A 14,860-nucleotide genomic window follows, 5' to 3' on the forward strand; every position below is an offset into this window, starting at 1 on the left:
GCCTCCGCATACCGCCCCTGCGCCTTGACCGTCAGGGCGTGTTCATTCAGGGCCATCGCGAGCTGTTCCTGCGTGCCTTCATCTCGGGCAAAGGCCACCAGGTCCGCCCCGTAGCGATGCGCGGCGTCGAGGTTTCCCGCCCGCCAAGCATACTCCCGGGCCTTTTTGAGGGTGTCGAATCCCGGGTCCAGCCGTGCGGCATCCGCATAGTGCCGGGCGGCGTCGTGCCAGCGCACCTCGGCCTCGGCCACCTCGCCGCGGCCATGGGCTGCGCGGGCGGTTTCCTGCACGGCGAGTTCGTTGCGGGCCTCGATCTCGGCGAAGATATCGTCGGCGATGGAATAGTCGCCCTGCTCCAGCGCCGCCTTGGCCTCTTGGATGCGGTCAGCGCCGATATGGTTGCCCTCGCGATCAAGCAGCGCCTCCAACTCGGCAATGCGCTCCCGGGCCTTGGCCAGGGCTTCCTCGGGGTTGGCGATCTGGCTTTCCAGTTCCGCGATGCGCGCGCGCAGTTGTTCTTTCTCCGCGTCCTGCGCATTGGCCAGTTCCTGTTCAAGGTCGGCCTTGAGCTCGCGGCGCAGGCGGATGAATTCGGGAACGGTCAGCGCCGGGCCGTCCTTGGCTTGCGGCGGCTTGATCTGATCGATTGTATCGGCGGCGAGTTGGGTGGGCTTGTCACGTTTGAAAGGCTTCGTCACGAAGGCCCATGCAAAGCCGACGATGGCCAGACCCGCAGCGGCGGATCCGAGTACCACCGCATTTCCTTCCAGAAAGGCAAGAATTACGTCCCACATGGCTGCGCCATCCAAAGTCATCGGGAAGCCACCCTACCCGACACACGCAAAAAGGGAAGGGCTGCCCCTGACCCCGGGAGGGGTGAAGCCCCCTCCCGTGGGGAGGGTCGGGGGCTGCCCGGGGCAAGCCCGGGCGACAAGTCAAGCCGGCGCGCGGCCGTGTCCCGCCCGTGGGGGGCGGGCCGTTCTTACCGCACCTTCAGCGTCGCCAGACCGATCATCGCCAGGATCATCGCGATGATCCAGAAGCGGATCACGATGGTGGATTCCGCCCAGCCCTTTTTCTCGTAGTGGTGGTGGATCGGCGCCATCAGGAACACCCGCTTGCCGGTGCGCTTGAAATAGATCACCTGGATGATGACCGACAGCGCCTCGACCACGAACAGCCCGCCGACGATGGCCAGCACGATCTCGTGCTTGGTGACCACCGCGATGGCGCCCAGCGCCCCGCCCAGCGCAAGGCTGCCGGTGTCGCCCATGAACACCGCCGCCGGCGGCGCGTTGTACCACAGGAACCCAAGCCCCCCGCCGACCAGCGCGGCGGTGAAGATCAGCAGCTCGCCGGTGCCGGGCACGTAGTGCAGATCGAGGTAGTCGGTGAAATCGACGCGCCCGACCGCGTAGGCGATCACCCCCAGCGTGGCGCTGGCGATCATCACCGGCATGATCGCCAGCCCGTCCAGCCCGTCGGTCAGGTTGACCGAGTTGGCCGAGCCGACGATCACGATCATCGCGAAGGGCACGAAGAAATACCCGAGGTTGATCAGCGTATCCTTGAACACCGGCAGCGCCAGTTGCGATTGCAGCGCGTCGGGGTGGTACTGCGTCGCCCACCACCCGGCCACCGCCGCGATGATCAGCCCCAGGCCAAAGCGCACATGCCCCGGCACGCCGCCACTGCTCTGGCTGGATACCTTGGCGTAATCGTCGGCGAACCCGATGGTGCCGAAGGCCATGGTGACGAACAGCACCAGCCAGACATAGGGGTTGTCGAGCCGCGCCCACAGCAATGTCGAGAACAGCAGCGCGCCGACGATCAGCAGCCCGCCCATGGTGGGGGTGCCGGCCTTGGTGAAGTGCCCCTGCGGGCCATCCTCGCGGATTGGCTGGCCCTTGCCCTGGCGCTTGCGCAGCACCCCGATAAGCGGCGGCCCGAAGATGAACCCGAACACCAGCGCCGTCATGAACGCGCCACCGGCCCGGAAGGTGATGTAGCGAAACAGGTTGAAGACGTCGCCGCCCTGCGAGAACTCGGTCAGCCAGTACAGCATCTAGCGCGTTTCCTTGTCTGAGTGCCGGCCGCCATGGCCCAGTTTGCGGATCGCGTCAACGACAAGGCTCACCCGGCTGCCCTTCGAGCCCTTGACCAGCACCACGTCGCCCGCGTCGATCAGGTGGTGGGCGCGCGCCGCCATCGCCTCGGCGGTCTCGACCCACTCGCCGCGCCGGCCCGTCGGCAACGCCCGCCACAGCGCGCCCATGCGGTGGCCCACGCAGTGCACCCGGTCCAGCGCCGCAATGTGCGGCAGTTCGGCCAGCGCGGCGTGCATGGCTGCCTCGTCGCGGCCCAGTTCCAGCATGTCGCCCAGCACCGCGATGCGCCGGCCGCGCGCCACGCGCCCGGTGTCGTGGCGCGGGGTGGCCGCGGCCAGCACCTCAAGCGCCGCCGCGACCGAGGCGGGGTTGGCGTTGAAGGCGTCGTCGATCAGGTCCAGCGTCAGATCCTCGTGCGCGGGGTCGAGGATCACGCGCTCGCGCAGGCCCCGGCCCGAGGGCGGGTGCCAGTTGCCCAGGTCCGACACCGCCAGCCCGGGGTCGAGGCCCAGCGCATCGACCACCGCCAGCACCCCCATGGCGTTGACGGCGAAGTGCCGGCCCGGCGCCTTGACCTTGAACAGCAGCGTATCGCCCTGCGCCATGCGCCCGCGCGCCACCGTGACGCTTTCGCGCAGCGTGATGTCGCCCAGCGAATAGTCGTTCGACGCGCCCTCGCCGAATGTCAGCACCCGCGCGCCGGCGGCCTGCGCGGCCTCTTGCAGGATGGCGCTCACCTCCTGATCGCCGTTGATCACGGTCACGCCGCCCTGCGCCAACCCGGCGACGATCGACGCCTTTTCGCGCGCGATGGCCTCGATGCTGTCGAAGGCCGCCAGGTGGGCGGCGGTGACCGAGGTGATCATCGCCACATGCGGGCGCGCGAGCCGCGACAGGGGCGCGATTTCGCCGGGGCTGTTCATGCCGATCTCGATCACGGCGAAGTCGGCATCGACCGGCAGCCGCGCCAGCGTCAGCGGCACGCCCCAATGGTTGTTGTAGCTGGCTTCGGCGGCATGGGTGCGCCCCTGCCCTGAAAGCACCGCGCGCAGCATTTCCTTGGTCGAGGTCTTGCCCACCGACCCGGTCACCGCCACCACCCGCGCGGCGCTGCGTGCGCGGCCAGCGCGGCCCAGGGCCTCCAGCGCCGCCTGCACGTCACCGACCAGCAGCAAGGGCGCATCCGCCGCAACACCCTCGGGCCGGTGGCTGACCATGGCCGCGGCGGCGCCCTTGCGCAGCGCCTCGGCCACGAAATCATGCCCGTCGCGCGCCGCGCTGAGCGCCACGAACAGATCGCCGGGCGCCAGGGTGCGCGTGTCGATCGACACGCCCGTCGCCGCCCAGTCGCCCTGCGCCCGGCCACCGGTCGCGGCGGCGCCGTCGCCGGCCGTCCACAGCGTCATGCCACGCCCCCGTCCAGAGCCGATACCGCCAGGCTGGCCTGTTCGGCATCGTCGAAGGGAAACACCGTGTCGCCGACGACCTGCCCGGATTCGTGGCCCTTGCCGGCGATCAGCAACGCATCGCCCGGCCCCAGCATGTCGACCCCGCGCAGGATCGCCTCGGCCCGGTCGGCGACCTCGATCGCGTGCGCCCCCGTTCCCCGGGCCCCGTCGAGCACCGCACGGCGGATCGCGGCGGGCACCTCGCTGCGCGGGTTGTCGTCGGTCACCAGCACGGCGTCGGCATGTTCGGCCGCGGCGCGGCCCATCAGCGGGCGCTTGGTGGTGTCACGGTCACCACCGGCGCCGATGATGGCAATCAGCCGCCCCATGACATGGGGGCGCAGCGCCTGGAGCGCGGTCGCCACGGCGTCGGGCGTGTGGGCGTAATCGACGAACACGGCCGCCCCGCTGCCGCGCCGGGCGGCCAGTTGCATGCGCCCGCGCACCGTGGTCAGGGCGGCAAGCGCCTCGATCGCGCGGTCGGGATCGGCACCGCAGGCAATGACCAGCGCCACGGCCAGCGCCGCATTCTCGGCCTGGAACCCGCCGATCAGCGGCAGCCGCACCTGGCTGGCGCGCCCGGCCCATTCCAGGCGCAAATCCTGCCCCGTCGGGTCGAATCGCTGGCCGGTGATGCGCAGGTCGGCCGCCGGGGCGCGGCCCACCCGGATAACGCTGCGCGCGCGCATCGCCGCGATTTCGGCCATCTCGTCGCCGCGCGGAGTGTCGATGTTGATCACCGCCACGCCGTCCTGTGGCAGAACGCGGGTGAAAAGCCCTGCCTTGGCGTTGAAGTATTCATCGAAGTCGGCGTGGTAATCGAGGTGATCCTGGCTGATATTCGTGAACGCCGCGGCGCACAGGTGCACCCCGTCGAGCCGCCGCTGCGCCAGCCCGTGGCTGGACGCCTCCATCGCCGCGTGGGTAACGCCGGCGCGCGCGCAATCGCGCAGCAGCCGGTGCAGGGTAACCGGCTCGGGCGTGGTGTGGGCCAGCGGCGCCTGCCACGCGCCCTCAACCCCGGTGGTGCCCAGGTTGACGGCGGGCTTGCCGAGTTCCTCCCATATCTGGCGGGTGAAGGTGGCGACGCTGGTCTTGCCGTTGGTGCCGGTGACCGCAACCATGCATCCGGGCTGTTCCCCGAACCACAGCGCCGCGGCGCAGGCAAGGGCCTGGCGCGGGTCTTCAGCCACCACCACGGCCACGCCGGCCGCGTCGAGCGCGGGGGCCGCGATACGGGCGCCCTCGGCATCGGTGAGAACCGCCGCCGCGCCCGCCTCGATCGCCGCACCGGCATAGCGTGCGCCGTGCACGCGCACGCCGGGCAGCGCCGCGAACAGGTCGCCGGCGCGCACCTTGCGGTTATCCACCGCCAGCCCGGTGATCGTGGCCTCGCGCCCGCCGCGGGCGGTCAGGCCGAGATCCGTGAGTGATGTCGCTTGCGCCACCTGTCGCTCCCCGCGTCATTGCGGCCCGGCCCGGCCGGCCCGACCTAGTTGGACGATGTCAGCGTTATACCAGCCGCGGGCGGCTGTTCAATCTCGGGGCGCACCCCCAGAAGCGGCGCGATGCGGCGGATGATCTCGGCGGCCACGGGCACCGCCGTCCAGCCAGCTGTGCGGCGCGGCTCGGGGCCCGATGTCTCGACCGGCTCGTCCAGCGTCACAACCAGCGCGTAGCGGGGCGCGTGCGCGGGGAAGAAACTGGCGAAGGTGGCGATCACCTTGTCATCGTAATAGCCCCCCCGCGGGTCGGGTTTATCGGCGGTGCCGGTCTTGCCCGCAACCGCGTAGCCCGCCACTTCGCCAAAGCTTGCCGTGCCCTCGGTGACCACCTGGCGCAGCATGCGCCGCGCCGCGGCCGCCGCCTCGGGGCTGATGACCCGCTTGCCGGGCGTGCGCCCCGGCTGCGCGAGGATCGTGGGTCGTACCTGCCGGCCGCCGTTGGCGATGATGCTATAGGCGGTGGCGAGATGCAGCGGCGAGACGGAAATCCCGTGACCGTAGGAAATCGTCATCGCCGATATTTCGGACCAGCGCGGCGGCAGCAGCGGCTGGCTGCCGCCCGCTTCGATGATTTCCAGCGGCACGGGGTCGAGCAGCCCCATTTCCCGCAGGAATTCCTGTTGCCGTTCGGCGCCGATCTGCTGCGCGACGCGGGCCGCGCCGATGTTCGACGATTTCACGATGACCTCGCTGGCGGTCATCTCGGCGCCGTAGTCGTGAAAGTCGCGAATCCTGAACTTGCCCCACTTCAACGGCCCGGAGGTATCGACCATGGTTTCGGGGGTGAGCAGCCCCAGGTCCATCGCCTGCGCCACGGCGAATATCTTGAAGGTCGAGCCCAACTCGTAGACCCCCTGCACGGCACGGTTGAACACCGGGCTTTCGGTGCCACCGACGGCGGAAGGGCGGTCGTTGGGGTCGAAGTCGGGCAGCGAGGCGACCGAAACGACCTCGCCGGTGCGCACGTCCATCACCACCGCGGCGGCGCCCATGGCATTCATCAGCGACATGCCGCCGGAGAGCACCCGCTCGACCGCCGCCTGCACCGTCAGGTCAAGCGACAGGCGCACCGGCGCACCGCCGCGCGCCGGATCGCGCAGCATCTCGTCGAGCTTCTTTTCCACACCGGCGACGCCGACAACCTCGGCCGCGTTCACACCCTCGCGCCCGAACCGCGCACCGCCCAGGACGTGCGCGGCAAGCTGCCCGTTGGGGTAAAGCCGCATCTCGCGCGGCCCGAACAGCAGGCCCGGGTCACCGATGTCGTGCACTGCCTGTTTCTGCTCGGGGCTGATCTTGCGCTTGATCCACAGGAATTTGCGCTTGCCGGTGAACCGGGCAAGAAGCGCGTCGCTGTCAAGGTCTGGAAAGATCGCCGCCAGCCGGTCGGCGGCATGGGCGGGGTCGATCATCTGCGGCGGCTGCGCGTAGAGCGAAAAGGTCTCCATGTTGGTGGCAAGGATGCGTCCGCGCCGGTCGAGTATGTCGGCCCGCTGCGCCCGTATCTGGGCGCCGGCGGCGCTGGCGCGCGGCTCGGCGGGCTCGGACCCGGCAATCAGGGCCATGCGCCCCCCGACCAGCACGAACAGCGCCAGAAATGTCACCCCCAACAGCAGCAGGCGGCCTTCGGCCTGTATGCGCGCGCGGTCGCGCATTTCCTCGTGCCTGTGGCGCAGGTTTTCGTGTTCAATGGCATCGGGGTTCTCGCCCTTGCCGCGCGCGTCGAGAATCCGCGCCAGCGGGCGCAGCGGGGTGCGGATCATGGCCGGTCCTCCACCGCCATCGCATCGACAACGCCGGTAATCGGCACATGCCGCGCTTTCTGCGGCGGATAGGGCACCTGGTCGACCTTGCCGAATTGTTCGGGCGCCAGCGACATGAGCCCCAGCTTGTCGAAGTTGAGATCGGCCAGCTCGCGCAGCCGGTCAGGGCGATTGAGATAGGCCCACTCGCCGCGCAGCATCGACAGCCGCGCACGGGCGCGGGCGATATCGTACTGCAACTGCTCGGTCCGCTTGAGGGCAAGCTGGGTCTTGTAGTTCTCGTGATAGGCCCAATAGGCCAGCCCGATCACCGCCAGCGCGGCCAGAACGTAGAATACGGTGCGCATGTCTTACCCCCCTTTCAGCGTCGGCATGCCGAGGCTGCGTGCATCGCTCTGCCCCGGCGGCGCATCGGTACGTTCGGCCACCCGCAGCCGGGCACTGCGGGCGCGCGGGTTGGCGGCCAGTTCATCGTCGTCGGGGCCGATCGCCTTGCGTATCGCTTGCGTGAACTGCGGCGCGCGCTGCGGTCGGTCGGGTGCGTGGCGGCTGCCGCCGCCGCCGGTGTCGGTGCGCGCTTGCAGGAAACGCTTGACGATGCGGTCGTCGACCGAGTGGAAGGTCACCACCGCCAGCTTGCCGCCCGGCCGCAGGGCGCGCTCGGCGGCTTCCAGCCCGCCCACCAGTTCGGCATATTCGTCGTTCACCGCGATCCGCAGCGCCTGGAAACTGCGCGTGGCGGGGTGCGACTGACCCGGGCGCCGGCGCGGCAGGCAGGATTCGACGATTTCCGACAATTGCCGGGTACGGGTGATCGGCGTTTGGGCGCGGGCACGCACGATGGCGCGCGCGATGCGACGGCTGGCGCGCTCCTCGCCATAGACATAAAGGATCTCGGCCAGGTCGGCCTCGTCAAGCTCGGCCACCAGGTCGGCGGCACTGCGTCCGGACTGGCTCATGCGCATGTCGAGCGGCCCGTCGCGCGAAAAGGAAAAGCCGCGCTCGGCCTGATCGAGCTGCATCGACGATACCCCGAGATCCAGCACCACGCCGTCAACATCCTGGGCATGGCAGTCAAGGGACGAAAAGACATCCTCGACGCAATCGATGCGGCCCGCGAAATCGCCGATCCAGCTTTCGGCCATGCGAAACGCCAGCGGGTCGCGGTCGATGGCGATGACGCGCCCGGCGCCCGCTGCAAGCAGGCCGCGGGTGTAGCCACCGGCGCCGAAGGTGCCATCCACCCAGACCCCGTGCACCGGCGCCACCGCCCGCAACAGCGGCTGCAACAGGACCGGGACATGGGCGGGCGCGTCATGGCTGTGGGGCGAGCCGGGCAACGCTTATTCCCCCTTGTCGCGGTCCAGCAGGATGAGAGGGTCGAAATCCTCGGGCAACTCGTCGAGCCATTCTTCGGTCTTGGCTTCCTCGGCCGCGTAGGTTTCGGGCTTCCATATCTGGAAAGTGTCGCCGGCGGCGATGAAGAACGCCTCGTTTTCCAGCCCGATCTTGGTGCGCAGCTTGGCCGGCAGCACCAGGCGGCCGGTCTCGTCCACGTTGGTGGGGTAGGATTGCCCATGGAACAGGCGCTGGAGCATCTTGCGCTCCATCGAGCCGCGCGGCAGCGCGTCGATCTTCTCGTCGACCTCGGTGATCGCGTCGATCGTGTAGCATTCAAGGTAATTGCGGCGGTGATCGCCGTAGACGATCACCAGATCGGGGCTGAGGCCCTCGGTCCAGTTCGGGTCGCCGGCCTCGAGAACACGGCGAAAGGAGGCCGGAATCGACACCCGCCCCTTGCTGTCCACCTTGTGGTGGCTTTCACCTCTGAACCTGCGAACCACTGTCCCGTGATCCTTCTGTTTGCATCCCCTGAATTTTCGACCCCTCGGAAACGAAACGGCGGATTGAGCTGCTGCCACTGCCCAATCCGCCGCCCTCGTCCCGCTGCTCGCGGGGTTTCCGACTGCGCGCGCCACCTGGGGGGATGTCTGCTCGCCCGCGCGCCGGATTCGTCGTCTCGATGAGAGCGGGGCCTGTATGAAACCTGCTCTTGGGAGTTGTTGCGGGGTCGTTTGGTGCCCCTATTTCCCGTCCCATCGTGCAAATAGGGATGCCATGGGAATTTATGGAAATCAATTATTTTCTTTCCTGATATCTCTTCAAAAGGCCCTACAACGCGCCATCTCGACGTGCATTGGCAGCGGAGAACCACCCCCACTACACCCTCCATTGCGATACAAATCAAAACGGACACCATATATTGACATTCAGGCCGCATCCGGATTTTTCCCACGAATTCCCGAATTTTTTGATCTCGGCGGCGGATTTGCAGTGAAATCGCGCCCTTCACGGCCTGAAGACGGCCTTGACCCCGCGAATCCTGCACCGCGATTCGACGCCTGCCGCAGCCCGGCGCAGGCGTGTCCCATGGTTTCCCGTGTGGTATCTCGTGGGCGCGCTCGATTCCGCGGCGCAGCGGGGGCTTGCAGTTTCATCGCCAGCCCGTATCTTTCGCGCAACGGCTCGCCCCTCGCCCAACGGACCCCATGTCAGATCATCTGCCGCGCCCAGACGGCTTTGCCGGAAACGACAACCTCGAACGGTTGCTCGACCAGCTTGAAGCGGTCGGCCGGGGGCGCGCGCCGGACGATCCCGTCAGCCTTGGCGACATCGTCACGGCGCTCGGCACGCGGTCGTTCGGCGCGCTGCTGCTGGTGCCGTCGCTGCTGATCGTCTCGCCGCTTTCTGCGGTGCCGGCGGTGCCCACGATCCTGGCGGCGATGATCGGATTGGTCGCGGTGCAGATCATCCTCGACCGTCCGGCAATGTGGCTGCCGCAGGTACTGTTGCGGCGCAGCCTTTCGTGCCGGCGCCTGGTGCGGGCGCTCGAATCGCTCCGCCCGCTGCTCAAGCGGCTCGACCCCTATCTGAACGAGCGCATTACCGGGTTGACCGACCGGCCGGGCAACCTGGTCGCGCTGGTCCTTTGCTGCGTCATCCCGCTGATGATGCCAATCATCGAGTTCGTGCCCTTTCTGACCTCGGTCGTCGCCACCGCCATGGCGCTGTTCGGGCTGGGCATTTTCGTGCGCGACGGGGTGCTGATGCTGCTGGGCTACGGCATCCTGCTGGTCGCGGCGCTGATACTGTCCGGCACTGCGGTGCTTGCACTCGGCTGACGGCCCGCCCCCTTTCCACTTGGCCATACGCCCAATTTCGCGGCAGTTTGCACAAAAAATAGGTCAGGTCTTCATATGCATTTTCTGCATAGCAGCATTGCCGATCTGTCCATTGTGCAACCGCAGAAACTACGTATATTCGATCTCAACAGGGCAACAAGATATCGCCCAAGCGAATTGTGACGAAAGTGAAACGAACATGGCACACGTAACCGACATCCGCGCCCCGCGCTCTGCTCTTGTTGACCGGATCAGCGCGATGCTCAAGTCGCTGGCCGAACGGCACGCGCGCTACGCCGCCTTCCGTGAAACGGTCAGCGAACTGTCCGAGTTGTCGGACCGCGAGCTTGCCGATATCGGCCTTTCCCGGACGCAGATCCGGTCGGTGGCAATGGAACACGCATACGGGCCTTGCGCCTGATGCTGAGAATCAGGGTTTCCTCTCCTCCTCCCCGGAAACCCTGAGACAAGGCGGCGGCATCCTCCTCCTCCCTGATGCCGTCGCGTTGGATACCGGCCCGGACACCGGGCCAAACGAAATACGGCAAGCGCCCCTCCTCCTCCCTGGGCGCAGGTCGTAGACAAGGATCGGCGGCGCCCCCTCCTCCCTGGGCGTCGCCGATTTCTTTTTGCCGATCCGCTATCATCCCGATCATCATGAAGGTTCACCACCACGCCCCCGTGACCATTGGCGCAAGGGGCGTGAAGGTGGAGCGTACCGCCGGCGCGCGCGCAAGGCCGAAGGCAGCGCGCGACGGCAGGGCGTCTCCGGGTGTTCAGAACGGCATGTCGTCCGCCGCGGTCACGAACCGCGCCACGACCTTCTTGGTGCCGGCCTTGTCGAAGGCGATTTCCAGCTTGTCGCCATCGATCCCCGTGATCGCACCGTAGCCGAACTTCTGGTGAAAAACCCGCTCGCCCATGGTGTGGGCGCTGGTAGCGGTGGCGTCGATCACGGTGGCACGCGCCGCGTGCGGCTGCGCCACGGGTCGGCGCGCCGTGCGCTGCTGCAGGCGCCGCCAGCCCGGCGAATCGTAGACATCGGCCCGCGCCGCGCGCTGGTCGAGCTCGCTGTCCGCCACGCCCGCGCCCGAGCCGCCCATCGGCCCGCCATGCAACCCCGGCGGCGTGAGCACCTCGACATGATCGGGGGGCAATTCATCAACGAAACGCGACGGCATCTGGCTTTGCCATTGGCCGAAAACGCGCCGGTTGCCGGCGAAGGATATGGTGCAGACCTCTTCGGCGCGGGTGATGCCGACATAGGCGAGGCGGCGTTCCTCCTCCAGCCCCTTGAGGCCGCTTTCGTCCATCGAGCGTTGCGAGGGAAACAGCCCGTCTTCCCACCCCGGCAGGAACACGGCGGGAAATTCCAGCCCCTTGGCGGCGTGCAGGGTCATGATCGACACCTTCGCCTCGCCCGCGTCGCTGTCGTTGTCCATGATCAGGCTGACATGTTCCAGGAACCCGGTCAGGTTCTCGAACCCTTCCAGCGCCTTGACCAGTTCCTTGAGGTTTTCCAGCCGCCCCGGCGCCTCGGGTGTCTTGTCGTTCTGCCACATCGCGGTGTAGCCCGATTCGTCCAGTATCGTTTCGGCCAGTTCGATATGGCTTACCTCGGTGCCGCCCACCATCCGGCCCCAGCGGGCCAGGTCGATCACCAGTTGCCGCAGCGCCGACGCCCCCTTGCCCTTGATCGCGCCCTCCTCGACCGCGCACGCCGCCGCGTCCAGCAGCGGCATGCCGCGTTCGCGCGCCACCGCCCGAATCGCCTGCTGCGCCTTGTCGCCAAGGCCGCGCCGGGGGGTATTCACGATCCGCTCGAAGGCCAGGTCGTCGGCGGGGCTGACCACCAGCCGGAAATAGGCCATGGCGTCGCGGATTTCCTGACGCTCGTAGAACCGCGGCCCGCCGATCACCCGGTAGGGCAGGCCGATGGTCAGAAAGCGGTCCTCGAAGGCGCGCATCTGGTGGCTGGCGCGCACGAGGATCGCCATTTCATCCAGCGAAAAGGGCCGCATGCCGCGGGTGCCGCGTTGCATCGCCTCGATCTCCTCGCCGATCCAGCGCGCCTCTTCCTCGCCGTCCCAGTGGCCGATCAGGCGTACCTTTTCGCCCTCCTGCGCATCGGTCCACAGGGTCTTGCCCAGCCGGTTCTCGTTGCCGGCGATCACCGCGCCTGCGGCGGCCAGGATATGCGGGGTCGAGCGATAGTTCTGCTCCAGCCGCACGACGTGCGCGCCGGGAAAATCCTTCTCGAAGCGCAGGATGTTGCCCACCTCGGCGCCGCGCCAGCCATAGATCGACTGGTCGTCATCGCCCACGCAGCAGATGTTGTGATGCCCGCCCGCCAGCAGCCGCAGCCACAGGTATTGCGCCACGTTGGTGTCCTGGTACTCGTCCACGAGGATATAGCGGAACCGCTGCTGATACTGTGCCAGCACGTCCTCGTGGGCCTGAAAAATCGTGACCATGTGCAACAGCAGATCACCGAAATCCACCGCGTTCAGCTCGCGCAGCCGCGCCTGGTAGAGCTTGTAAAGCGCCGGCCCCTTGCCGTCATAGGCGCTTGCCTCCTCCGCGGGCAGGTTGTCGGGGGTCCAGGCGCGGTTCTTCCAGCCGTCGATGACCCCGGCGAGGTGGCGGGCCGGCCAGCGCTTGTCGTCGATGCCCGCCGCCTGCACCAGTTGCTTGAGCAGGCGCAACTGGTCGTCGCGGTCGAGGATGGTGAAATTCGACTTCAGCCCGGCCAGTTCGGCGTGGCGCCTGAGCAGCTTGACACAGATCGCGTGGAAGGTGCCCAGCCACGGCATGCCCTCGCTTCCCTGACCCGTCAGGGCGCCAACGCGCGCCTTCATCTCGCGCGCGGCCTTGTTGGTGAAGGACACCGCCAGTATCCCACCAGGGTGCGCCCGCCCGGTGGCCAGCAGGTGCGCGATGCGCGCGGTCAGCGCGCGGGTCTTGCCGGTGCCCGCGCCGGCCAGCATCAGCACCGGGCCATCCAGCGTCTCGACCGCGGTGCGCTGCGCGGGGTTGAGATCGTCGAGATAGGGCGCCGGCCGCGCGGCCATGGCGCGGGCCGACAATGAGGCGCCTTCAAAGGCGTCGGTTTCATCGAAATCGCTCATGCTGCCGACATTAGCCCGACCCGCGTCCGAGCGAAAGGCATGTTCGCGGGATGTTCCAGCGAAATTTCACACCCCCGCGGACTCGCGCGGGGCCCTTGCCAAACCGTTGCGCCCGCCCCACAAAAGCGCATGGACCTGCACCGACGATACCCGGCCATTGCCGATCTCAAGGCCCGCGCCCGCCGCCGCATCCCGTGGTTCGCCTTCGAGTACCTCGACAGCGCCACGGGCACCGAGGCCACGCAGGCGCGCAACCGCCGCAAGCTCGACGAGGTGCTCTTGATGCCCTCGATCCTGCACGGCGAATTCAGCGCCGATCTGTCCGCCACCCTGCTGGGGCGGCACCACCCGCTGCCCTTCGGGGTCAGCCCGGTGGGCATGTCGGGGCTGTTCTGGCCCGATGCCGAACGCCTGCTGGCGCGCGCGGCCACCGAAGCCGGGTTGCCCTATGGCCTGTCGACCGTCGCCAGCCGCACGCCCGAGGATGTCGCGCCGCATCTCGACGGCAACGGCTGGTTTCAGATGTATCCGCCGCGCGACACGGGCATCCGCGACGACATGCTGACCCGTGCGCGCGATTGCGGGTTCACCACGCTGGTTCTGACGGCGGATGTGCCGGTGGCCAGCCGCCGCGAGCGGCAGTCGCGATCCGGCCTGACGAGCCCGCCGCGCCTGACGCCGCGACTGATGGCGCAGGTTGCGCGCTGCCCGGCCTGGGCACTGGGCACGGCGCGGCAGGGCATGCCGCGCATGCGGCTGATCGACGATTACGCAGGCGCGATCACCGGGCTGGGATCGACCGAGCATGCCGGGTACATGCTGCGCACCTCGCCCGACATGGGCTACCTGCACGCGCTGCGCGCCGCATGGGACGGGCCGCTGGTGGTCAAGGGCGTGCTGGACGCGCGCGACGTGCCCGCGCTGGAATCAGCGGGCGTTGACGCAATATGGATCAGCAACCATGCCGGGCGGCAGTTCGACGCCGCCCCCGCCAGCATCGAGGCGCTGCCCGCGATCCGCGCCGCCACGCGCCTGCCCGTCATTTTCGACAGCGGCATCGAGGGCGGGCTGGACATGGTGCGCGCCATCGCACTGGGCGCCGATTTCGTGATGCTGGGCCGCGCCTGGCACTACGCGCTCGGGGCCCTCGGGGCGGCCGGCCCGGCGCATCTGATCGACATGCTGCGGCGCGATCTGGACGCCAACATGGGCCAACTGGGCGCGCGCCGGCTGTCCGATCTGCCCGGCCGCCTGGTCGCGGCGCCGCCGGCGCTGTCGCTGTAGGCCGTGCTCAGCTTTCCTGGATGCTTTCCAGATAGACCATCAGCGCCGCCAGCGGGCGCGGCACCGGCGTCAGCTTGCCGTCGCCCACGTCCACCGGCACCGTTTCGCCACGCAGCAGCAGGCCGAACTCGGGCATTTCCTGGGGTATGTCGGCGCGATCCATGCGGGTGTAGCCGTCGATGGTCGACAGCGCGTCGGCACGCGGGAATACCCCGCCATTGCGCGCGGCGATGCGCGTCAGGTCGGCCGGTGCGGGGTCGAGCCCCGCCGCCAGCGGCCCGTCGCCGCGCCCGCCCGGCCCATGGCAGAGCGCACAGTTCTCGTCATATAGCGCGGCGCCTTCGGGCGGCAACGGCATCTCGGGCGTGGCACAGGCCACGAACACCCCCGCGGCGCCCACGGCCATCATCCAGTATTTCATCGGCATGCTCCTCGTGCGGCC

At 68.3% G+C, this 14,860-nt stretch carries 13 protein-coding genes; 3 read left to right on the top strand and 10 right to left on the bottom strand.

The features are described 5' to 3' along the window. The 8 genes from Q0L89_RS11705 to mraZ all read right to left on the bottom strand — a co-directional run. Positions 1–755 (bottom strand): hypothetical protein (locus Q0L89_RS11705; protein WP_296765251.1); only part of this gene is annotated, 755 nt, incomplete at its 3' end. A 227-nt stretch (positions 756–982) separates the two neighbouring features. Beyond that, on the bottom strand, positions 983–2,065 hold the full coding sequence (mraY, locus tag Q0L89_RS11710; RefSeq protein ID WP_296765253.1) for a phospho-N-acetylmuramoyl-pentapeptide-transferase: 1,083 nt from the start codon (positions 2,063–2,065) through the stop codon (positions 983–985). After that, positions 2,066–3,514 (bottom strand): UDP-N-acetylmuramoyl-tripeptide--D-alanyl-D-alanine ligase, encoded by a 1,449-nt coding sequence (gene murF / locus Q0L89_RS11715; protein ID WP_296765255.1) that lies wholly within the window; start codon positions 3,512–3,514, stop codon positions 2,066–2,068. It abuts the gene before it with no gap. Next, positions 3,511–5,004: a UDP-N-acetylmuramoyl-L-alanyl-D-glutamate--2,6-diaminopimelate ligase gene (locus tag Q0L89_RS11720; protein WP_296765257.1), complete on the bottom strand. Its 1,494-nt coding sequence runs from the start codon at positions 5,002–5,004 to the stop codon at positions 3,511–3,513. Before Q0L89_RS11720 ends, murF begins: the two co-directional genes overlap by 4 nt. 44 nt (positions 5,005–5,048) lie before the next feature. Then, positions 5,049–6,824 (bottom strand): penicillin-binding protein 2, encoded by a 1,776-nt coding sequence (locus Q0L89_RS11725; RefSeq protein ID WP_296765259.1) that lies wholly within the window; start codon positions 6,822–6,824, stop codon positions 5,049–5,051. Further along, on the bottom strand, positions 6,821–7,171 hold the full coding sequence (locus Q0L89_RS11730; protein WP_296765262.1) for a cell division protein FtsL: 351 nt from the start codon (positions 7,169–7,171) through the stop codon (positions 6,821–6,823). The genes Q0L89_RS11725 and Q0L89_RS11730 overlap by 4 nt, the downstream gene beginning before the upstream one ends. Before the next feature lie 3 nt (positions 7,172–7,174). Beyond that, positions 7,175–8,164, bottom strand: a complete 990-nt coding sequence (rsmH, locus tag Q0L89_RS11735; RefSeq protein WP_296765264.1) for a 16S rRNA (cytosine(1402)-N(4))-methyltransferase RsmH — start codon at positions 8,162–8,164, stop codon at positions 7,175–7,177. Positions 8,165–8,167: 3 nt separating this feature from the next. Further along, positions 8,168–8,668, bottom strand: a complete 501-nt coding sequence (mraZ, locus tag Q0L89_RS11740; protein WP_296765266.1) for a division/cell wall cluster transcriptional repressor MraZ — start codon at positions 8,666–8,668, stop codon at positions 8,168–8,170. A 705-nt stretch (positions 8,669–9,373) separates the two neighbouring features. On the opposite strand from mraZ, the gene Q0L89_RS11745 reads away from it, so the two are divergent. Together Q0L89_RS11745 and Q0L89_RS11750 are read left to right on the top strand one after the other, a co-directional pair. Then, positions 9,374–10,006: an exopolysaccharide biosynthesis protein gene (locus Q0L89_RS11745; protein ID WP_296765269.1), complete on the top strand. Its 633-nt coding sequence runs from the start codon at positions 9,374–9,376 to the stop codon at positions 10,004–10,006. Positions 10,007–10,205: 199 nt separating this feature from the next. After that, positions 10,206–10,427: a DUF1127 domain-containing protein gene (locus tag Q0L89_RS11750; RefSeq protein ID WP_296765271.1), complete on the top strand. Its 222-nt coding sequence runs from the start codon at positions 10,206–10,208 to the stop codon at positions 10,425–10,427. A 355-nt stretch (positions 10,428–10,782) separates the two neighbouring features. Here Q0L89_RS11750 and Q0L89_RS11755 read toward each other — a convergent pair whose 3' ends face one another. Next, the gene (locus Q0L89_RS11755; protein ID WP_296765272.1) at positions 10,783–13,134 is read right to left on the bottom strand and encodes an ATP-dependent helicase; all 2,352 of its coding nucleotides are present in this window, start codon (positions 13,132–13,134) and stop codon (positions 10,783–10,785) included. 129 nt (positions 13,135–13,263) lie between these two features. Here Q0L89_RS11755 and Q0L89_RS11760 point away from each other — a divergent pair, with 129 nt between their 5' ends. Continuing rightward, the gene (locus Q0L89_RS11760; RefSeq protein WP_296765274.1) at positions 13,264–14,418 is read left to right on the top strand and encodes an alpha-hydroxy acid oxidase; all 1,155 of its coding nucleotides are present in this window, start codon (positions 13,264–13,266) and stop codon (positions 14,416–14,418) included. Positions 14,419–14,425: 7 nt separating this feature from the next. Here the strand turns inward: Q0L89_RS11760 and Q0L89_RS11765 are convergent, their stop codons facing one another. Beyond that, positions 14,426–14,839 carry a cytochrome c gene (locus tag Q0L89_RS11765; RefSeq protein WP_296765277.1) on the bottom strand — a complete coding sequence of 138 codons (414 nt, stop codon included), beginning with the start codon at positions 14,837–14,839 and terminating at the stop codon, positions 14,426–14,428. Positions 14,840–14,860 lie beyond the last annotated feature (21 nt).

This window comes from Sediminimonas sp., assembly GCF_024637375.1.
In the GTDB taxonomy this organism is placed as follows: Bacteria; Pseudomonadota; Alphaproteobacteria; order Rhodobacterales; family Rhodobacteraceae; genus Sediminimonas.